The sequence below is a fragment of the Algoriphagus boritolerans DSM 17298 = JCM 18970 genome, from assembly GCF_900108085.1.
Taxonomy (GTDB): Bacteria; Bacteroidota; Bacteroidia; order Cytophagales; family Cyclobacteriaceae; genus Algoriphagus; species Algoriphagus boritolerans.
This window is the reverse complement of sequence record NZ_FNVR01000009.1, coordinates 44,666-63,689: the sequence shown is the minus strand read 5'-3', so window position 1 is coordinate 63,689 and position 19,024 is coordinate 44,666. Positions and strand designations below refer to the sequence as shown.

At 43.4% G+C, this 19,024-nt stretch carries 14 protein-coding genes; 11 read left to right on the top strand and 3 right to left on the bottom strand.

Features of this window, described 5'->3' with window-relative positions:
* Positions 1 to 193: 193 nt before the first annotated feature.
* Entirely contained in the window at positions 194 to 1,999 is a 1,806-nt protein-coding gene (gene typA, locus C4S61_RS10135; RefSeq protein WP_103924692.1) for a translational GTPase TypA, read from the bottom strand.
* Between the two features lie 285 nt (positions 2,000 to 2,284).
* On the opposite strand from typA, the gene C4S61_RS10130 reads away from it, so the two are divergent.
* On the top strand, positions 2,285 to 3,064 hold the full coding sequence (locus tag C4S61_RS10130; protein ID WP_103924691.1) for a hypothetical protein: 780 nt from the start codon (positions 2,285 to 2,287) through the stop codon (positions 3,062 to 3,064).
* A 12-nt stretch (positions 3,065 to 3,076) separates the two neighbouring features.
* On the opposite strand, the gene C4S61_RS10125 is transcribed toward C4S61_RS10130, so the two are convergent.
* Positions 3,077 to 3,835: a GDSL-type esterase/lipase family protein gene (locus tag C4S61_RS10125; RefSeq protein ID WP_160111223.1), complete on the bottom strand. Its 759-nt coding sequence runs from the start codon at positions 3,833 to 3,835 to the stop codon at positions 3,077 to 3,079.
* Positions 3,836 to 3,946: 111 nt separating this feature from the next.
* Between C4S61_RS10125 and C4S61_RS10120 the strand changes: the two genes are divergently transcribed.
* From C4S61_RS10120 to greB, 5 genes are all read left to right on the top strand, one after another.
* The gene (locus tag C4S61_RS10120) at positions 3,947 to 5,068 is read left to right on the top strand and encodes a DUF4407 domain-containing protein (RefSeq protein WP_103924689.1); all 1,122 of its coding nucleotides are present in this window, start codon (positions 3,947 to 3,949) and stop codon (positions 5,066 to 5,068) included.
* 282 nt (positions 5,069 to 5,350) lie between these two features.
* Positions 5,351 to 5,605, top strand: a complete 255-nt coding sequence (locus tag C4S61_RS10115; RefSeq protein WP_103924688.1) for a DUF6364 family protein — start codon at positions 5,351 to 5,353, stop codon at positions 5,603 to 5,605.
* Positions 5,602 to 6,018, top strand: a complete 417-nt coding sequence (locus C4S61_RS10110; RefSeq protein ID WP_103924687.1) for a PIN domain-containing protein — start codon at positions 5,602 to 5,604, stop codon at positions 6,016 to 6,018. Before C4S61_RS10115 ends, C4S61_RS10110 begins: the two co-directional genes overlap by 4 nt.
* A 417-nt stretch (positions 6,019 to 6,435) precedes the next feature.
* Positions 6,436 to 6,894 carry a COG2426 family protein gene (locus tag C4S61_RS10100; RefSeq protein ID WP_103924685.1) on the top strand — a complete coding sequence of 153 codons (459 nt, stop codon included), beginning with the start codon at positions 6,436 to 6,438 and terminating at the stop codon, positions 6,892 to 6,894.
* Positions 6,895 to 7,059: 165 nt separating this feature from the next.
* Positions 7,060 to 7,524 (top strand): transcription elongation factor GreB, encoded by a 465-nt coding sequence (gene greB, locus C4S61_RS10095; RefSeq protein ID WP_235009920.1) that lies wholly within the window; start codon positions 7,060 to 7,062, stop codon positions 7,522 to 7,524.
* Between the two features lie 279 nt (positions 7,525 to 7,803).
* Here greB and purL read toward each other — a convergent pair whose 3' ends face one another.
* Entirely contained in the window at positions 7,804 to 11,478 is a 3,675-nt protein-coding gene (gene purL, locus C4S61_RS10085) for a phosphoribosylformylglycinamidine synthase (RefSeq protein WP_103924682.1), read from the bottom strand.
* A gap of 341 nt (positions 11,479 to 11,819) precedes the next feature.
* Here purL and C4S61_RS10075 point away from each other — a divergent pair, with 341 nt between their 5' ends.
* The 5 genes from C4S61_RS10075 (at position 11,820) to C4S61_RS10055 (ending at position 19,024) form a co-directional block, all read left to right on the top strand.
* A complete protein-coding gene (locus C4S61_RS10075) occupies positions 11,820 to 12,428 on the top strand; it encodes a TetR/AcrR family transcriptional regulator (protein ID WP_103924680.1) in 609 nt (202 codons plus the stop codon).
* Positions 12,429 to 12,442: 14 nt separating this feature from the next.
* Positions 12,443 to 13,801 (top strand): TolC family protein, encoded by a 1,359-nt coding sequence (locus C4S61_RS10070; protein ID WP_103924679.1) that lies wholly within the window; start codon positions 12,443 to 12,445, stop codon positions 13,799 to 13,801.
* A gap of 39 nt (positions 13,802 to 13,840) precedes the next feature.
* A complete protein-coding gene (locus C4S61_RS10065; RefSeq protein ID WP_103924678.1) occupies positions 13,841 to 14,974 on the top strand; it encodes an efflux RND transporter periplasmic adaptor subunit in 1,134 nt (377 codons plus the stop codon).
* Positions 14,975 to 14,977: 3 nt separating this feature from the next.
* Positions 14,978 to 18,382: an efflux RND transporter permease subunit gene (locus C4S61_RS10060; RefSeq protein ID WP_103924677.1), complete on the top strand. Its 3,405-nt coding sequence runs from the start codon at positions 14,978 to 14,980 to the stop codon at positions 18,380 to 18,382.
* Positions 18,383 to 18,511: 129 nt separating this feature from the next.
* Positions 18,512 to 19,024: a UpxY family transcription antiterminator gene (locus C4S61_RS10055; RefSeq protein ID WP_103924676.1), complete on the top strand. Its 513-nt coding sequence runs from the start codon at positions 18,512 to 18,514 to the stop codon at positions 19,022 to 19,024.

Sequence of the window (19,024 nt, the reverse complement as noted above, 5' to 3'; positions counted from 1 at the left end):
GAGTCAGATCGATCAAAAAGAGCAGGGATGATTTGTTCATAAGAGGGAATTTGGATTTAGTTTTAAACACGAAAGATTCGAGAATTGGTTGGGAATCAGAAGAAGATTTATGACAGATGGAAATGAAAAATCCTCCGGCAGAGTAGCTGGAGGATTTCAATTTGAAGATTAAATATCCTTAGAATCAGAGCTTTTAAGACTCTTTTTTTGCCATTCTGGCTCTTTCGTTTTCATCCAGATAAATTTTTCTCATTCGGATGGATTTAGGAGTGATCTCCAGGTATTCATCCTTTTGGATGTATTCCATGGATTCTTCCAAAGAGAATTTTTTTGCGGGAATGATTCTCACGTTGTCATCAGAACCTGAGGCTCTCATGTTGGTGAGTTTTTTACCTTTTTGAATATTTACCACGATGTCATTGTCTCTGGAGTGCTCACCCACTACCTGACCTGCATACAAATCATCTCCCGGATCTACGAAGAATACACCTCTGTCCTGAAGTTTGTCAATGGCATAGGCAGTACAAGGTCCGTTTTCCATAGAAATCAGCGAGCCGTTGATTCGACCAGGAATAGTCCCTTTGAACGGCTCGTAAGCAGAGAATCTATGGTTCATGATCGCCTCACCTTGAGTAGCGGTCAGCACATTGTTTCTCAAGCCGATCAATCCTCTGGCAGGAATTCTGAACTCCAAATGCTGAAGGTCACCCTTAGGCTCCATGACGGTCAATTCACCTTTACGCTGGGTAGCAAGCTCGATTACCTTTCCGGCAGTCTCCTGTGGTACGTCAACTACGAGCAATTCGATTGGCTCGCACTTTACTCCGTCAATTTCCTTGAAAATCACCTGAGGCTGACCCACCTGAAGTTCGTATCCCTCTCTTCTCATGGTCTCAATCAAGATGGACAAGTGAAGGATACCGCGTCCGTAAACCAAAAATTTATCTTCCGAATCGGTTGGTTCAACTCTTAGCGCAAGGTTTTTCTCAGTTTCCTTGTAAAGTCTATCTCTTAGGTGACGGGAAGTCACGAATTTACCTTCTTTACCGAAGAAAGGAGAATTGTTAATCGTGAAGAGCATATTCATCGTCGGCTCATCAATCGAAATTCTTGGAAGTGCCTCGGGCGTATCCGGATCGGAGATGGTATCACCGATTTCGAAATCTTCCACACCCATCACCGCACAGATATCGCCGGCAGGGACTTCAGCTACTTTTACCCGACCCAATCCTTCGAACACCTGCAATTCTTTCACCCGCATCTTTTTGATCGTTCCATCTGACTTGCAAAGCGCGATCTGTTGGTTTTCAACGATTTTTCCTCTTTTCACACGGCCGATAGCAATACGACCTACGAAGTTGGAATAATCCAAAGAAGTGATTTGCATCTGAAGGCTACCTTCCTCAATTTTTGGTGCAGGAATGTATTCCAAAATTGCATCCAAAAGCGGGAAGATGGAATCGGTTGGATTTTTCCAATCCGGTCCCATCCAGTTGTCTTTTGCAGAACCGTAAAGCGTGAAGAAATTCAGCTGATCTTCTGTCGCATCCAAATTGAACATTAAGTCAAAAACTGACTCTTGTACTTCATCTGGACGACAGTTTTCTTTATCTACTTTATTGACTACCACGATTGGAATAAGTCCAAGCGCCAACGCTTTGCTCAATACAAAACGGGTCTGAGGCATTGGACCTTCGAATGCATCGACCAAAAGAATAACGCCATCAGCCATCTTCAAAACGCGCTCTACTTCACCGCCGAAATCGGCGTGACCAGGCGTGTCAATGATATTGATTTTTGCGTCTTTGTAGCGTACGGATACGTTTTTTGAAAGTATGGTGATGCCTCGTTCGCGTTCAAGGTCATTGCTGTCCAAAATAAGATCTTGGAATTGTTGATTTTCTCTGAAGATTTGAGAGGCGTGGATGATCTTATCCACAAGGGTTGTTTTACCGTGGTCAACGTGAGCGATGATCGCGATATTCCGAATATTCTGCATGGTTTTGCCTAATTGAGGGTGCAAAAGTAAGAATTTTATTTGGGAGTAAGGTTATCGCTCTGTGAAGTTTACAGTGACAAGTTGGAGATTGGTCTGTTGAACGATGTCCAAAAGAGCATTTTAAAGTCTATTGTCCAAACCCTGAAAAGTCATTTAAAAGTCGATTTTTGCTTTTATTTCATAATGAGGTTTTTACCAAAGAATAAAATAAAACTTGAAAGGAAGACAATTTTCTAGCTATTATTTAGTTTTACCTGATATTTTTAACGCTGAATATTTTCTAAAGTGAAAAGGTTAATCATCTGTATCTGTCTCCTATCCATAAGCTTTGCTTCTTTTACTCAAGTTCAAACCAATGCCCTAAAAAAAGCTAAAAGGTTAACCAAGGGAGAAAATTACAAGAGTTTAAGTGATGAAAATGGATACTACGTTTTGCCATTTTTTGGTATGAGATATGGAGTTAATCAAGATTCTCAGTTAAGCGGAAATGAAGACCTGAGTCTCTATTATGGACTGGGTTTTGGGTTTAGAAAAGATAATTTATCCTTGGAATCAGGGCTTTCATTTTTTCACCATGATTCAAGTCCACTATATCTTGAAGTTTATGGAAGATTTCTGGATGTTTCAGGGGCTGGGTCAACAAATTTGGTTTTACCTTTCACATTTCGGTATGATATTCCTACCGGGGCTGAACAAAACATCCGAATTGGGGCATTTTTGAATGCTAATATGGCAGTTTTTGGCTTTGACAAAGAATCACAAAACAGGTCTGGACAGATCCAAACCTCGGAAGGAGAGTTGCTGAATTATAAAATTGAGCTGATAAAAAGAAATCCATTTTTCTTTAAAACTGGCATTCATTCCAGGATCAGGATTTTTAAATCATCCTTTTTGAATCTTGAGGTAGGTCAGTTTTTTACTTTGGGAGCGAATCGACTTTATGAGTTTACTTTAGCGGATGATTCTCCGGTTCGTATCGCTAGAAAGTGGGAGGGTTTTTCTTGGACAATTGGAGGCAATCTTCCGCTCAGTGTTTGGGAGAAAAAGTTAAGAAAGAAAACCTGAAACTCTTACTTTTTAGAAGTACGACTTAAAAATCCTCGTCCAGAGTTCATATCCATTTTCATTCAAATGAAGCTGATCTTCCAAGAATAACTCAGGTCTTGGATTTCCTTCCGCATCAATAAGCGCAGCCCAAGTATCGATGAATTCTACGCCTTCTTTGGATAGGGAGTATTCTTTAAGCTTCTGATTCAAGACCTCATAGTTTGCTTTCTTTTCCCATCTGGATGGACTTGGTTTTGCCCCGATTAGGTAAATCTCCATAGTTGGGTCAATGAGCTGAAGACGATTAACAATATTGTCCAAGCTTGTCATGATGTCAGCTACCTCGACTCCCGCCCAAATATCATTGTCTCCTTCATAAATAAATACCCGGCTGGGCTGCAGTCTTATAACTAAAGGAAAAAGGTGCGTTTCCAGATCGGAAGCCTTCGAACCGCCAAACCCCGTGTTTAGGATGTTTTCATTCGGAAATGAGGGTTCCAAGCTTTTCCACATTCTAATGGTCGAACTTCCGGTGAAAACCGTACCGCCCTTTTCCCAACCTAAACTGTCAATCCGCGCAGAAATATGTCTGACTTCCTGTTCAAAAGGAACTGTTTGGGAAAATGCCGTGAGTTGAATTAGTCCGACAACCAGTAAAAGGAGGATTAGCTGCTTATTCATATTTTCAAACTTAGTCGATTTTTCACCTGAACCAAAACCGTTCAACAATTGACCGAATACGTACATGTCGGACGAAATCCAGTGTTGTTCCATGCTTTCCGTTTGCATAATTAGTGCTTTTCTACCCCTTAAAAGCCGCATTTCGTCCCTTTTTAATATGCTCCGAGTTAATTGGTAGTGTTTTAGCGCTATCATGATCGGATCCATCTCTCAACCGACATGCAGCATATCACCCGATTCTTCTGGTTTTGCAGTGGCGCAAACTTTGCCCTGCTCAAACGTGCCCCAACTGAATCGAACAAATATTTCGGGATCGGGGCGACGGTTTTTTTTACCGGAGTTTTTGCTGCTTTGGCTGCCGGCTATGCGCTTTTCACCGTCTTTCAATCCCTCGTTCCGGCTATTTTCTTTGGCCTGCTTTGGGGATTGATGATTTTCAATCTGGACCGGTTTATTGTTTCCAGTATGCGAAAACGGGAAAATGCATGGACAGAGTGGAAGCTTGCCATTCCTAGACTCGTTCTGGCAGTCTTGCTGGCATTGGTGATTTCCAAACCTATAGAATTGAAGATGTTTGAGCGAGAAATCAACCGTAAATTGGATGAGAAAAAGACGGAGTTTATCGCCCAATCCAAGGCCAATTTGGCAAAGGGCTTTCCCGAAATTCAAGAACTGGAAGCCAAAATCGACTCGCTGAAAAGTGAAGTTTCTCAAGCTGAATCCTTTCGCGATCAACTTCAAACCGAATACGATTCCGAGCGGTTTGGGGAGAAAACATCGGGAACCAGCGGAATCGTAGGCTTAGGTACCCATGCCAAAAAGAAGGAAGTGCAACTCGATGCTGCACAGCTTGCCTTAGATGAGCTACGCAAAAGAAATCAGGTTCGGGTGGATACGATAGAAGCTCAAATTCGGGAATTTATCACTTTACGTCAAGCGGAGTTTGAAAAGCAGCTACCCGGAATCGAAGGTTTCGACGGTTTGGCAGCCCGAATGGATGCATTGTCTGTTCTGACAAGGGAAAGTTCGGCCATGGCAATGGCAAATATTTTTATCATGTTGCTTTTCATTGCGATCGAGACCGCACCGATCTTCGTCAAGCTGATCTCTGCTCGGGGTCCATATGATGAACTACTGGAGCTACACGAGGAAAAGGTGAAACTTTTCAAGGGTGAAAAGTGGACCAAAGCCAAAGGAGAATCCGAAGCCCGGGTGAGTTATTTTCAGGATACTCACTTCTATGCCACTGATCTGAACAAAGAAAAAACCAACAAGAAGAATAAGGCACAAACAGAAGCTGAAATTGCTGAGATTGAGGGACGGTGGAGGAGAGGGGTTTAACTTGTCAATGGACAATGCGCAATTATCAATGAGCAAATGGTCAATTAACAATGGTCAAAATTCCTCGACAGTCCATACTTGTCCGCGGTGGCGGGGTACACACCTGGTTTTTGTGAACTTCAATCTTTTTTCCAGTTAATTACCAGGGAGTGAACTGGCATAGTTGCTGTACGTAATGGGTTAAATTTCAAATCTTTCGGAGAAATTTTTTGAGAAAACCTTGGCAATACGTATAGGTTTATTTTTGTTTACGTATAAATTTTACAGTAAACTTAAATCGGTATGGACGCTAAAATCACCCTCGCTTTTAATAAAGAAGTCATCGAAAAGGCCAAGGATTTTGCAGAGCTAAATAACATCAGCCTATCCAGATTGACGGAATATCTTTACACTCAGATCACCTCCAAAAATTATAAATCCTTGGAAGAATTGCCTGTTTCGGATTGGATCAATGAGGTATCTGTTGGACCGATGGAATACAAAAAGCTTCCCGGCCGAAATGACCTCAAGAATGAATTTTTTGAAAGTAAAAAATGAGAGTTTTTCTGGACGCCAATGTGTTGGTTTCGGTCTTGAACAAGGAGTATCCACTTTTTCCAAACTCATCCCGGATTTTAAGTTTGGCGGATAAGCCCGGTTTTGAGCTTTATACTTCTCCGATTTGTCTGGCCATTGTTTTTTATTTTTCTGAGAAAAAAAGCGGAACTGCCCTAGCTAAGAGGAAGCTTGAAATCCTTTCCACCAAGCTTAAAAGTACCTTAGTCGATCAGGATACCGTGCGGTTGACTGCATCGGACGAGCGAGTGTATGATTTTGAAGATGGCTTGGAGTACTATTCGGCGTTGAATTCTGACTGTGAGGTGATCATCACTGAGGATTCGGGTGGCTTCCATTTCTCCAAAATTCCGGTGATGAATTGTGAGCGATTTATGCACGAGCGATTGTTCTAGGAGAAATTCACACACTGGAAAACTATAATTCATTCCACTCTTGTGTTGATCGAACCATAACCTTACAGTTTTTCCTGATCCCTTTCCCGGGACTGTTACCTCCTAGGTGCGATTCTTATCCTAAAGGCTAGTCGTTTTTATTCGTAATCAACATTTAAACAGATCATAGGAGAATTTTTATTAAATCAGCCCAACACCAGTTGTAAATCGTCCATGAAGTAAGTTTTTGATATGCGCCGCGGGTTTTGCTTTCCGACCAGGTTGGGCTGGGAAAGACCAAGAAGTCCGATTGATCAGTAGGGCGTAAAGAAATCCAAATCCTTTTGCCCGTGAACGCGTTTTATCCTCAATTCGAAGTTCTACCAAGTGGTAGCGCTTCCGAATTTCACTACTTTTGTTGCTTCTAATCAACACCCGATGTTTCTCGACATTTTAATCGCCATGCTGTGGAGCATGTCTCCTTTTGGAGAGGCGAAAGTTGGCATTCCCTATGCTATTCTAAATGATATTAATATTTATCTGGCCTTTGGTCTTTGCTTTGCAGCCAATGTGCTGGTATTCCCTATCATGTCCTTTTTTTTAAATGTGGTAAATCGATATTTCATGAAATGGAGATCCTACAAAAAAGCGGCAATTTTTGTAGGACGGAGAGCCAAAGCTGGTGCTGGCAATAACGTGAAAAAATATGGCTTCTGGGGTTTAATGATCTTTGTGCTGGTGCCGATTCCCGGCACGGGTGTCTATGCAGGGACCATTGCAGGTTATCTTTTTGGCTTGGAAAGGAAAAAAGCATTCTTAGCCAATACCATTGGTATTTTTTTCTCTTGCCTCTTAGTGTGGTTGACTACCCTATTCGCTACAGGAGGGTTTAATTAATCCTCAAATTTTCTTTGCGGAGCAAATAGACGCTATACCACCGGAAGGTAGAATTTTTATTTTTGACAGGAATTATAAAGCCTGAAAGCGTTGGGGAAAAAAAAGCAAAGTTCGATCGAACTAGTAATTTCAAGACAAACAACCTGATTTGCAGAAATGAAAACGATGTGGATTACACCCGAAGGCCTGGAGAAGGTAAAGGCCGAATTGGATCACCTATGGAAAGTGGAGCGTCCGGAGACTACCCAAAAAGTCGCTTGGGCAGCAAGTCTGGGAGATCGCTCAGAGAATGCCGATTACCACTACAACAAAAAGCGGCTACGGGAGATTGACAGACGAGTTCACTACCTCCGCAAATGTCTCGATGACTTAAAGGTAATCCATTACACACCTTATCAGGAAGGAAAAGTGATGTTTGGAGCCTGGGTCGAGATCGAGAACACAAAAGGACAGAAGATCCGCTTCCGCATAGTGGGAGGTGAGGAGATTTTTGAACGAAGAGACTATATTTCGATCGATTCCCCTATGGCCCAAGCCTTGCTCAAAAAGGAAGTAGGGGATGAGGCTCTCGTCCAAACCCCAACGATGCAAATTCTCTGGAGGATCAGGAAGATTGAGTATGAGAAGTAGGGGACGCGATTCCCAAAGTCAGGGAAAAAGAGTTATTATAATTTTTTTTAGAAAACCGCATTATCATTCCTTGAATGGCTCACCTGCACTTGATTCAATTTCTACAAAAAAATTCCCTCAGATTGCTCCGAGGGATTTTATTGATTTGAGATTTAGGATTTACGTTTTGAGATTTTTAAAATTGAAGAGGTCAATTTCATGTTTCACGATGGCAGTTCAATTACACTTCGTAAATCAAAAAATATCGAACTCCGAACGTCGAATAATGAACGCCGAAGATTAGAGCTGCCCCTCCACCCACTTCCTTGCATTCACAAAAGCCTCCATCCAAGGCGTGAAGTCATCATTTCGTTCACTTGGATAGTGTGCCCAGTTCCAAGGTTTCAGGCTTCGTTCGATATGTGGCATGATGGCCAAGTGGCGACCGTCTTCGGATGCGATCCCTGCCGTCGCAAAGTCCGATCCGTTTGGATTTCCAGGGTAAGCTTCGTAGCTATACTTCATGGCGAAATTGTACCCGTTCTCACCCTTTGGAAGGGAGAATCTGCCTTCTCCGTGTGCTACCCAAACACCAAGTCGCTGTCCGCTGAGTGAACCCAGCATCACCGAGTTGTTTTCCGGCACAGTCACATTCACAAAGCAAGATTCAAACTTATGACTCGCATTGTGGAGCATTTTTGGCTTTTGATCGTGGTCTGGCGTAACCAAACCCAATTCCATCATGAGTTGACAGCCGTTGCAAACGCCAAGACTTAAGGTGTCAGCTCTTGCATAGAAGTGGTCCAAAGCCTGTTTTGCTTTTGGATTGTAAAGGAATGCCCCTGACCAGCCTTTGGCTGAACCTAAAACATCTGAGTTGGAGAAGCCACCGACGAAGACGATCATTTGTACGTCTTCCAGATTTTCACGACCGGCAATCAAGTCAGTCATGTGAACGTCCTTCACTTCAAATCCTGCCAACCAAAGCGAGTAGGCCATTTCCCGGTCGCCGTTTACGCCTTTTTCACGGATAATGGCAGCTTTCGCTTTTCCTTTAGTCGTACGGAAGGGGTCCAGTCCTGCCGCCGCAAAGCTGCCTTTCCAACCGTCTGAAAATTCAAAGGATAGGGGCTGGTTTTTATAATTTTCAAAACGCTCCTTGGCTAATTTCTCTCCACTTTGCTTTCTATCAAGCAGGTAGGAGGAATTGTACCAAAGATGACGCATCTCGGTGATGTTGAGACTTTGATTTTCTAAGGTTAGCGTACCGTTTAAGGTCACTTCCGCCAATTCCACAAAGTCAATTTCCGATGCGGTGAGGAAGTCTTCTACTTTGTGATCATCCGCAACTTGTATCAAGATGCCCGGATTTTCGGAGAAAAGGGCTTTGATCAGATCCTGCTCGGCAAGTCTGGACTCCCGCACATGCAACCCGACACTTTTGGAAGGGAAGCACATTTCCAACAAAGCCGTGATGATTCCGCCGGAAGATATATCGTGGCCGGAAAGTACCAGCCCTTTTTCGATCAAGTTTTGTACCGCTGTAAATGCGGCTGCGAAGTAGGCCGAATCTGTGACTGTTGGTGTTTCAGTCCCTATTTTATTTAAAGTTTGATAGAAAGAGGAACCTGCGAGTTTTGCAGAATCCCCGGAGAAGTCAATGTAAAGAACCTTAGTCCCAGACTGAGGAAGAAGTGCAGCTTTCACTGTCTTTTTGATGTCAGAGCACTCGCCAACTGTAGAGATAATCACCGTTCCCGGGGAATAGACCACTTTGCCGTCCTTGTATTTCTGAGTCATGGAAAGGGAGTCCTTTCCTGTAGGAATATTCACACCTAACTCAATCGCAAACTCAGATACGGCCTGAACTGCCCGATAGAGTCGGTCATTTTCTCCTTTGTTCTTCGCCGGCCACATCCAGTTGGCAGAGAGGGAAATGCCCTTCAGCCCCTCAGCAATAGGTGCAAAAACCAAATTCGTCAAGGCTTCTGCGATTGCCAATCGGCTTCCCGCTTCTGGATTTGCCAAAGCGGCAACAGGAGCGTGTCCGATGGAAGTAGCGATTCCTTTGTTTCCGGTAAAGTCCAAGGCCATGACAGCCACATCATTTAGCGGAAGTTGGATTTCGCCCACTGTCTGCTGGGTAGCTACTCGTCCGGTGACAGACCTGTCCACTTTATTCGTCAGCCAATCTTTGCAAGCCACGGCTTCCAGCTGAAGCACCTCTGAAATATACGATTTGAGAAGTTCGGGTTGGTATTCGCCTTCGGAAAAAGAAGCATTCCCGGAGTTGTCTTCAAGAATAGTCTTAGGTGAGGATCCAAACATGTAGGCCAAGTTCCAGTCTACAGGCTTTTCTCCCGTTTTGCTGTTTTCAAATTTGAAATGCATGTCTCCGGTTGTCTCGCCTACCACATAGAATGGTGCGCGTTCACGATCAGATAATTGCTTCAAGGTATCCACATCCTTTTTCCCTACGACCAATCCCATTCTTTCCTGGGATTCATTTCCGATGATTTCCTTGGCGGAAAGAGTAGGGTCTCCCACAGGCAATTTATCAATGTGGATCGTTCCGCCCGTGCTTTCGACTAATTCGGAAAGACAGTTTAAATGTCCTCCGGCTCCGTGATCGTGGATAGAGATGATGGGATTGTTTTCGCTTTCGGCCATGGCGCGGATTACGTTGGATACCCGCTTTTGCATCTCCGGGTTGGAGCGCTGGATGGCGTTGAGTTCGATGGCGTTGGAAAGTTCGCCAGTGTTCAGGGAAGAAACTGCCGATCCGCCCATTCCGATGCGGTAGTTTTCTCCGCCCATGACGACGATCTGATCGCCAGCTTTTGGCTCAGCTTTTTTGGCATATTTGGCATTGGTAAAGCCCACTCCACCTGCCAGCATGATGACTTTGTCAAAACCGTGGTGTTTTCCATCTTCCTCATGCTCAAAAGTCAAAACTGAGCCTGCGATCAGCGGTTGGCCGAATTTATTCCCGAAATCAGAAGCTCCATTGGATGCTTTGATCAGGATATCCATCGGGGTTTGATAGAGCCAAGGACGTTCGGCGAGGTTTTTTTCCCAGCTTCTTCCTTTTTCCGAACGGGAATAGGAAGTCATGTAAACTGCGGTGCCAGCCAAAGGAATCGAAGCCGTTCCTCCCGCCATACGATCCCTGATTTCTCCCCCTGCACCTGTTGCAGCGCCGTTGAAGGGTTCTACGGTGGTCGGGAAGTTATGCGTTTCGGCTTTTAGGGAAATGACCGTATCAATCTCCCGTGTTTCAAAAAAATCTGCTTGATGTTGTGTCTTTGGAGCGAATTGCTGGGCTTTTGGACCAGTGACGAAGGCCACATTGTCTTTGTAAGCTGATGCGATTCGATTGGGGTGCTTCTTGGAAGTTTCTTTGATCAGTTGGAAAAGGGTCATTGGTTTTTCCTCGCCGTCGATGACAAAAGTGCCGTTGAAGATCTTGTGACGGCAATGCTCGGAGTTCACTTGCGAAAAACCAAAAACCTCCGAGTCAGTCAGCGGTCGTCCCAGTTGTGTAGCGACATTATTGAGGTACTCAACTTCCTCCTGACTGAGGGCCAGTCCTTCGGATTTGTTGTAAGCGGCGATATCAGTGACAGCCTTGATTGGCTCCGGCTCCAGACGAATGTCATAGATTTCCTGATCCAGTCCTTCATAAACTTTCTGAAGCATGGGGTCAATTGGATCTCCGACAGCAAGTGGGGTGAATTCCTCAATCCGCTGAATGCCGAGGATTCCCATGTTTCGCGTGATTTCCACCGCGTTGGTGGACCAGGGAGTGATCATTTCTTTGCGGGAACCGGAGTATTTTCCGGCTAATCTCAGTCCCTGGATGGCTTTGGCTTCACCAAAAAGCCAGGTGAGTTTTTCGACGTCTTCAGGTGATAGGGGCTGTGGGGATTGAACTCCGTAAACGAGTTTCTGAGGTGATTCAAAGAAGAAAATCATGTCCTTGGGCTGGTAAGTCGCAAAGGTAAGGAATTGGGTGATAGATTGAAAAGTCGCCTATCGAAAGATTGGGAAAATGTGTGTGGATGAATGCTGTAGGCTTACTGACTGAAATTGAGCAAATTGAGGAAAGACTCAGAGAATCCTTTAAGATTCCTGATCTAGTGTGGCTGATTAAAATGCCGAATAATATTTTGTTTTATAGGGAAAAAATTTATCCATGTACGATTTTGAACACTAAATCAGGTGTTAATGAAATAATAATCTGAAAAAAAACCTTGGAAACTTTTTGCTAATAAAAAGTTTCCATAGTTTTGTCCCGAAATGCAGACTAAGGAAAATTGGAGACGAGAAAAAGAATTTTAGAAATAGCGACAGAGCAGTTTTCGCGATATGGAGTTAGGACCGTGACGATGGAGGACTTAGCCCGCTTGGCAGGAGTATCAAAAAAAACCATTTATCAGGAGTTTGCGGATAAAAAGGACTTGGTAAGAGAAGCATTTGAGAATATTCTCGAAGAGGATCGGTGCAAAATGGCCTTCATTCTGGAAAGCGAGGATGGTGTGATTGAGCATTTGGTTAAAACATCCAAGATGATGCGGGACCGATTGCAGAATATGAATCCCATAGCGATCATGGAAATCCAAAAATACTTCCCGGAATCATGGAAAATGTTTGAGGATTTCAAGGCCCGGGTAATTATGGATGATCTGAAGAATGTCCTTGAAAGGGGAAAAAAGCTGGGGTATTTCAGGGAAGAAATTGACTCTGAAATTTTGGCTAAAACCCGTGTCAATCAGATCACTTCAGCATTTGACCCGGTCAATTTTACCAATCCGAATTTTAATTTGGCCGAGGAGCAGATGGTGTTATTGGATCATTTTCTTCATGGAATTTTCACGGAGAAGGGGCGATTGGCCTACACTTCACAACAGGCAATAGAAGATTGAAAACTAACCCAACTATGAATAAATACCTTTTTACAGCCTTGGTATTTTTACTCGCTTTTTCAAGCATACAAGCGCAGGAAATCGCTCAACTGACATTGAATGAATCTATCTTGTATGCTATCGAAAACAATGTAACAACCAAAAATGCCCGGCTGGAAACGTTTATTTCCAAAGCTACTGTAAAGGAAACCACAGCGCAGGGTTTGCCTCAGATCAATGGTACATTTAATCTGGATTACAATCCTTTGATACCAGTTGTTTTTCTACCTAATCAACCACCATTTGGAGATCCTTCCAATCCAAGTGAAGTGATTCCTGCTCGGTTTGGAGTCAATTATTCCTCCGGACTGGGAGTCAATATGACTCAGATGATTTTTGACGGATCGTTTTTTGTGGGCTTGCGTGCCGCAAAAACCTTGACACAGTTGACAAATTTTGATCTGGTGAAGGCTGAAAACGATGTAATCGAAAATGTGAAAAAGGCTTACTTCGGAGTGCTGGTGAATCAGGAAAGAATTCGTCTTTCCGAATCGAACTTAGCTCGTGTAGATTCTTTGCTCAAAGAAGCTAAAGCACTCAACGAAGCCGGTTTCGCAGAGAAAATCGAAGTTTCCAGAATTCAGGTCCAGCGCAACAATACGTACAGCCAGGTTGAACGAAGTAGGACGGCTTGGGAGATTAGCAAAGAAATTCTAAAAATTCAGATGGGAATGCCACTTACTGTCGATGTCTTAATTACCGAAACGCTTGAGGAGTTGAATTCAAGCGAGGAGATAAATCAGCTTTTGTTGCGCGAAGGTGAAGGAAGAGTTGAGTTGGACCAACTAAAAACAACAATTGAACTGCAACAACTTGATATCAGAAACAACACCTCTCAATACATGCCAACCATCGATTTTGTCGGTAATATCCGTAGAAGTGGAGCAGGAAATGAATTAAACACCGTTTTCAACAAACAAAACTGGTTTACAAGCTCCCTGCTGGGCCTAAGTATGAACATTCCAATATTTGATGGATTTAGCAAAAGCGCCCGGATCCAAAAAAATAAATACGCACTAAACCAACTTGAAAACCAGCGTTTTTACTTAAGTGATGCCTATCAAAACGAGATTTTCACTGCCAAATCAAACCTTAAAAACGACCTAAACATCCTGGATGTGCAGCGCGAAAACCTTGAATTGGCCAAAGAAGTATTTGACATTGCCAAAATCAAATACCAAGAGGGTGTCGGTTCAAATCTCGAAGTGATTGACGCAGATGCAGCATTGACTGAAGCTGAGATCAATTACCTGGCGGCGCTGTATGACGGATTGATTTCCAAAGTAGATCTGGAAAAAGCCCTTGGCATATTAAAAGCCGATTTGAATAACTAAACCAACTCATTATTTCACATTCAAAATTTCCTTCTCTATATGAAGCCGTTAATTAAATTTTTACCGATTATTCTTGCGACAATTCTCCAGACTTCTTGTGCGCAGGAAGAGGGAGTGGAAGCCAAGAAAACCAAACTAGCCGAGCTAAAAAGTCAGGTTGGAGAACTAAACACTGAAATCAGAACACTGGAATCAGAGATTGCAAAACTCGACCCTGAATTTGCAGCCGCAAATAAAAAATCAATACTCATCACTACTGCAGCAGCCCGGAAGGGTGAATTTGCTCACTTTGTAGAAGTGACTGGTTCCGTCCTTTCCAAAAAGAACGTGAGTATCAGTGCAGAGACTGCGGGCAGGATCCTCGAAGTGCCTGTCATGGAAGGAGCCCGGGTGAGCAAAGGACAAATTCTTGCCCGAATCGATGCGGAATCCATTTTGCGAAACATCGAAGAGTTGGAAAATTCGCTGGACTTAGCGACCACTATTTTTGAAAAGCAGCAACGCCTCTGGAATCAAAAAATCGGTACAGAAATCCAGTATTTGGAAGCAAAAAACCGAAAGGAAGGATTGGAGAAAAACCTCGCTTCCATAAAAACCCAATTGGACAAGGCCTACGTCAGAGCCCCGTTTAATGGAACGGTGGAGTCTGTGAAAGTGAGAATGGGAGAATTGGCGCAGCCTGGCGTTCCGATGTTTGAATTTGTAGGCGAAAGCGACCTTTACATTCAGGCGGATGTGTCAGAGAGTTTTGTGGGTGTATTGAGAAAAGGGGATACGGTGAATGTAGATTTCCCTTCCCTCAAAAAGTCGATTACCAGTCGGGTTTCAGCGGTTGGTGGAGTAATTAATCCCAACAACAGGACATTCACGGTGGAGGTTTTGCTTCCAACTATGCCTGATGTAAAGCCAAACATGATCTCTGTATTGAAAATCAAGGATTATCAGAATAGTAGCAGTGTCTTGGTACCTGCACATTTGATTTTGGCAGATAACCAGGGCGATTATGTATTTATTGTGGAAAATCAAACTGCTAAAAAGAAATACGTAAAACGCGGTCTTACTGCAAATAATGAAACGGAGATATTGGAAGGTTTAACCGGATCTGAAACGCTCGTGGACAAAGGGTTTCGTGAAGTCGGGGATAATTTCAGTGTAAATATCGCACAGCTTTAAGCCATGGCAGATACTTCTAAAACCTCTATAATTCGGGAATTTGGACTGTCCAGTTTCAGTGTGGACAATTCCACATCGGTAGTCATCCTGACCCTGATCATCACCGTCCTGGGACTGGGAGCATACCGTACCATGCCCAAGGAAAGTTTTCCTGAGATCGTGATCCCGACGGTCTATATCGGAACACCTTATCCGGGCAATTCGCCTGTGGACATGGAGAACCTGATCACTCGCCCTATCGAGAAAGAACTGAAATCTCTCAACAACGTGAAGGACATCAAATCCACTTCGGTTCAGGATTTTTCTTCCATTGTAATCGAATTTACCCCTGGTATAGAAATCTCGAAAGCGATTCAGGATGTGAAGGATGCTGTCGATAAGTCTAAAAGCGAACTGCCTTCAGACCTTGATCAGGAACCTAATGTATTGGAAGTAAATACATCAGATTTTCCAATCATGAACGTGAATATTTCCGGGCCTTATTCTGAGCAAGAATTGAAAAAGTTTGGAGAATATCTGGAAGATGCGATCGAAAAGCTTCCGGAGATTTCAAAAGCGGATCTTGCCGGAACTATCGAGCGGGAGATTCAGATCAATGCTGATCCCTACAAAATGGAGGCTGTAGGGGTGAGCTTTGGAGATATTTCCGGTGCTATTCAGGCAGAGAATATAACTATTTCTGGCGGCAGTATAAAAAGTGGAGATTTTGAACGTTCACTACGGGTAGACGGTGAATTCACCGATCCCAAAGACCTCCTCGATATCATCATTAAGACGGATCAGCAAAAGATCGTTTATCTGAGAGATGTAGCCGAAATTAAAGACACATACAAAGATCGAACTTCCTATGCCCGTAGCAAAAACCTGCCTGTAGTCACGATCAATGTGACCAAGCGAAGTGGAGAAAACCTCCTCGATGCAGCGGATAAGATCAAAACGATCATTGAGACGACCAAAGCCAACCGCTTTCCTCAAGATCTTGAAATCACGATTACCAATGACCAAAGTAAGCAGACGCGAACGCAGGTAAGTGACTTGGAGAATTCCATCATTTTCGGGATCATTCTCGTAGTGTTGGTCTTAATGTTTTTCATGGGATTCCGGAATGCTCTGTTTGTGGGATCGGCTATTCCGATTTCCATGTTTATTTCTTTCCTCATTTTGAATTCATTCGGGATCACACTTAACCTGATGGTGTTGTTTTCTTTGATTCTCGCCTTAGGGATGTTGGTGGATAATGGAATTGTAGTGGTGGAGAATGTCTACCGCCTGATGCAGGAAGGGAAGCCTAGCATTCAGGCTGCTAAAGAAGGAGTGGGAGAGGTAGCATGGCCGATTATTACCTCTACTGCGACGACTTTGGCGGCATTTCTACCTTTGGCATTTTGGGATGATTTGGTGGGAGAGTTCATGAAATTTCTGCCAATTACATTGATTATTGTACTATCATCCTCTCTTTTCGTTGCATTGGTCATCAATCCTGTGATGACAGCAATGTTTATGAAAATTGATGAAGTAGGAAAAAATAAGCCCAAGCAGAAGTCGATCATCACCGCAGGTGTTTTCCTTATCCTTTCCACGATCTTCTTTTTGATAGGTTGGACCGCACTCGGGTCATTGGCTTTAGTTGCTTCTGTATTGACTGTTTTTAATGTATTCTTCCTTAGAAAAGCCATCGGCTGGTTCCAATCCGTATTATTGGTAAGGTTGGAAAACGCATACGAATCCACTCTTCAATACGCCCTACATGGAAAAAGACCCTATTTCTTTTTTGGGGGCATGTTTGGACTACTGTTCTTATCCTTGGTTTTGCTGGAAATCAGGGCACCTAAAGTGCTTTTCTTTCCGGATAATCAACCTCAGCTAGTCAATGTTTTTGTCGAGTTTCCAATAGGAACAGACATCGCCGCTACCAACAGCTTTGTAGATAGGATGGAGGATGAGATGTTGCTGGCATTGGAACCCTACAGCGATATTCTGGAATCGGTAATTTCCCAGGTAGGAGAGGGCACAGGAGATCCAATAGAGGGACCAAGTCAACAAGCAACCCCTCACAAGGCTAAAATAACCATCGGATTTGTAGACTACATTGACAGACAAGGAATAAACACCAATGGTGCAATGGAAGTGATACGTGATCTTGTGGAGAAATATCCGGGTGTACTGATCACAGTAGATAAACAACGAAATGGTCCTCCGGTAGGAAAAGCTGTGAATATTGAGTTTGTAGGAGAAGATTATGAGCAACTAATCGCTTTCGTTGGTGAAACTAAGGAGTATTTGGAGTCTAACAATATTCCCGGTTTGGAAGAATTGAAATCTGACCTGTCCTTGGGAAGTCCTGAGGTAGTGGTTCAGATCGACCGTGACAAGGCCAGAAGATTTGGACTTTCTACCTCGCAGATTGCAACTGAATTACGGACTTCACTTTTCGGGCAAGAGGTGTCCAGGTACAAGGAAGGGGAAGAGGATTACCCTATCCAGCTTCGCCTGGCTGAAGGCTACCGATATGATATCAATACTTTGATTAACAAGAAGATCGGATTTAGGGATAAGTTTGGAGACAAACGCGAAGTGCCTATTTCTGCAGTGGCCGATATCGAGTATGGCTCTACCTATGGTTCGGTGAAACGAAAAGATCTCGAAAAAGCGATTACGCTCTTTTCAAATGTACTTGATGGGTACAATCCCACGGAAATCAACGGGGAAATCAAAACCTTGATGGAAAATTTCACCATCCCGGATGGTGTGACTGTCAAATTTACCGGCGAACAGGAAGAGCAGGCTAAGTCTCTGGCTTTCCTTATCAATGCCTTGGCGATTGCAGTTTCGTTGATTTTCCTGATCATAGTAGCGCAATTCAATTCCGTGATCAGTCCATTTATTATCATGATTTCGGTGCTTTTGAGTACCATCGGGGTTTTTCTCGGATTGGTAATATTCAATATGGATTTCGTGGTGATCATGACCGGAATCGGAATTATTTCTTTAGCCGGTGTCGTGGTGAATAATGCAATCGTATTGATCGATTATACCGATTTGGTCAGGGCTAGGAAACGTAAGGAAAAGGGAATTAAAGCCGGAGAATTTCTGGAATACGAGGATTTATTGTCCAGCATTATCGAATCCGGTAAGACTCGACTTCGTCCGGTATTGCTGACAGCAATCACCACAGTGCTAGGTCTGATCCCCCTGGCGATTGGAATGAATATCAATTTCGGAACTTTATTGACGGAGTTTGATCCCCAGTTTTACGTCGGTGGCGACAACGCAGCTTTTTGGGGTCCTATGGCTTGGACAGTAATATTTGGGCTAACCTTTGCCACAGTCATTACGTTAGTGATTGTACCAGTTATGTATTTGCTGGCGGATAAACTTCAAATGAGAATCCGCCGAATCAAAGCATGATTGATTTAAGGTTGGTGGTTTTTTTTGACGAAACCTCCGGGACAATGTTCCGGGGGTTTTTTGTTTTTTGATCCACCAATACTGCATGGTTTTTGTACTTTTGCTTTCCTAAATAAATAGGATGTAGAAATGTCGGATTTGAAATGGTATGTGATGTACACCACATCACGTGCGGAAAAAAAAGTAGCAGAAAGACTTCAGGAAAAAGGCTGGGAGGTATATCTGCCCATAGTGGAAGAACTACGCCAATGGTCTGATCGGAAGAAGAAAGTTCAGCGTGCCTTGTTCAATGGGTATGTTTTCGTCAAAACCGAACGGAATAAACTTTGGGAATGTCTGCAAGTACCCGGGGCTGTGAAGTTTGTTCATTTTTCCGGTCAACATGCTACCGTCCGAGATGAGGAAATTGAAATAATCAAGAGAGTAGTGACTACCGGCGTGGCTGTTGAGACAGACGGAAGCGAAATTGAGCCGGGAGAAAAAGTAAAGGTATTGGGAGGACCGCTACAGGATATGGTCGGTGAGTGTGTCGAAAAAGGCAACAAAGATTATTTCCTAATCAGAATTCCGGGAATCATGCAAAACATGATGATCACGATAGAAAGGAAGTTTTTACAAGTGATCGAAAATCAACCCGCATAA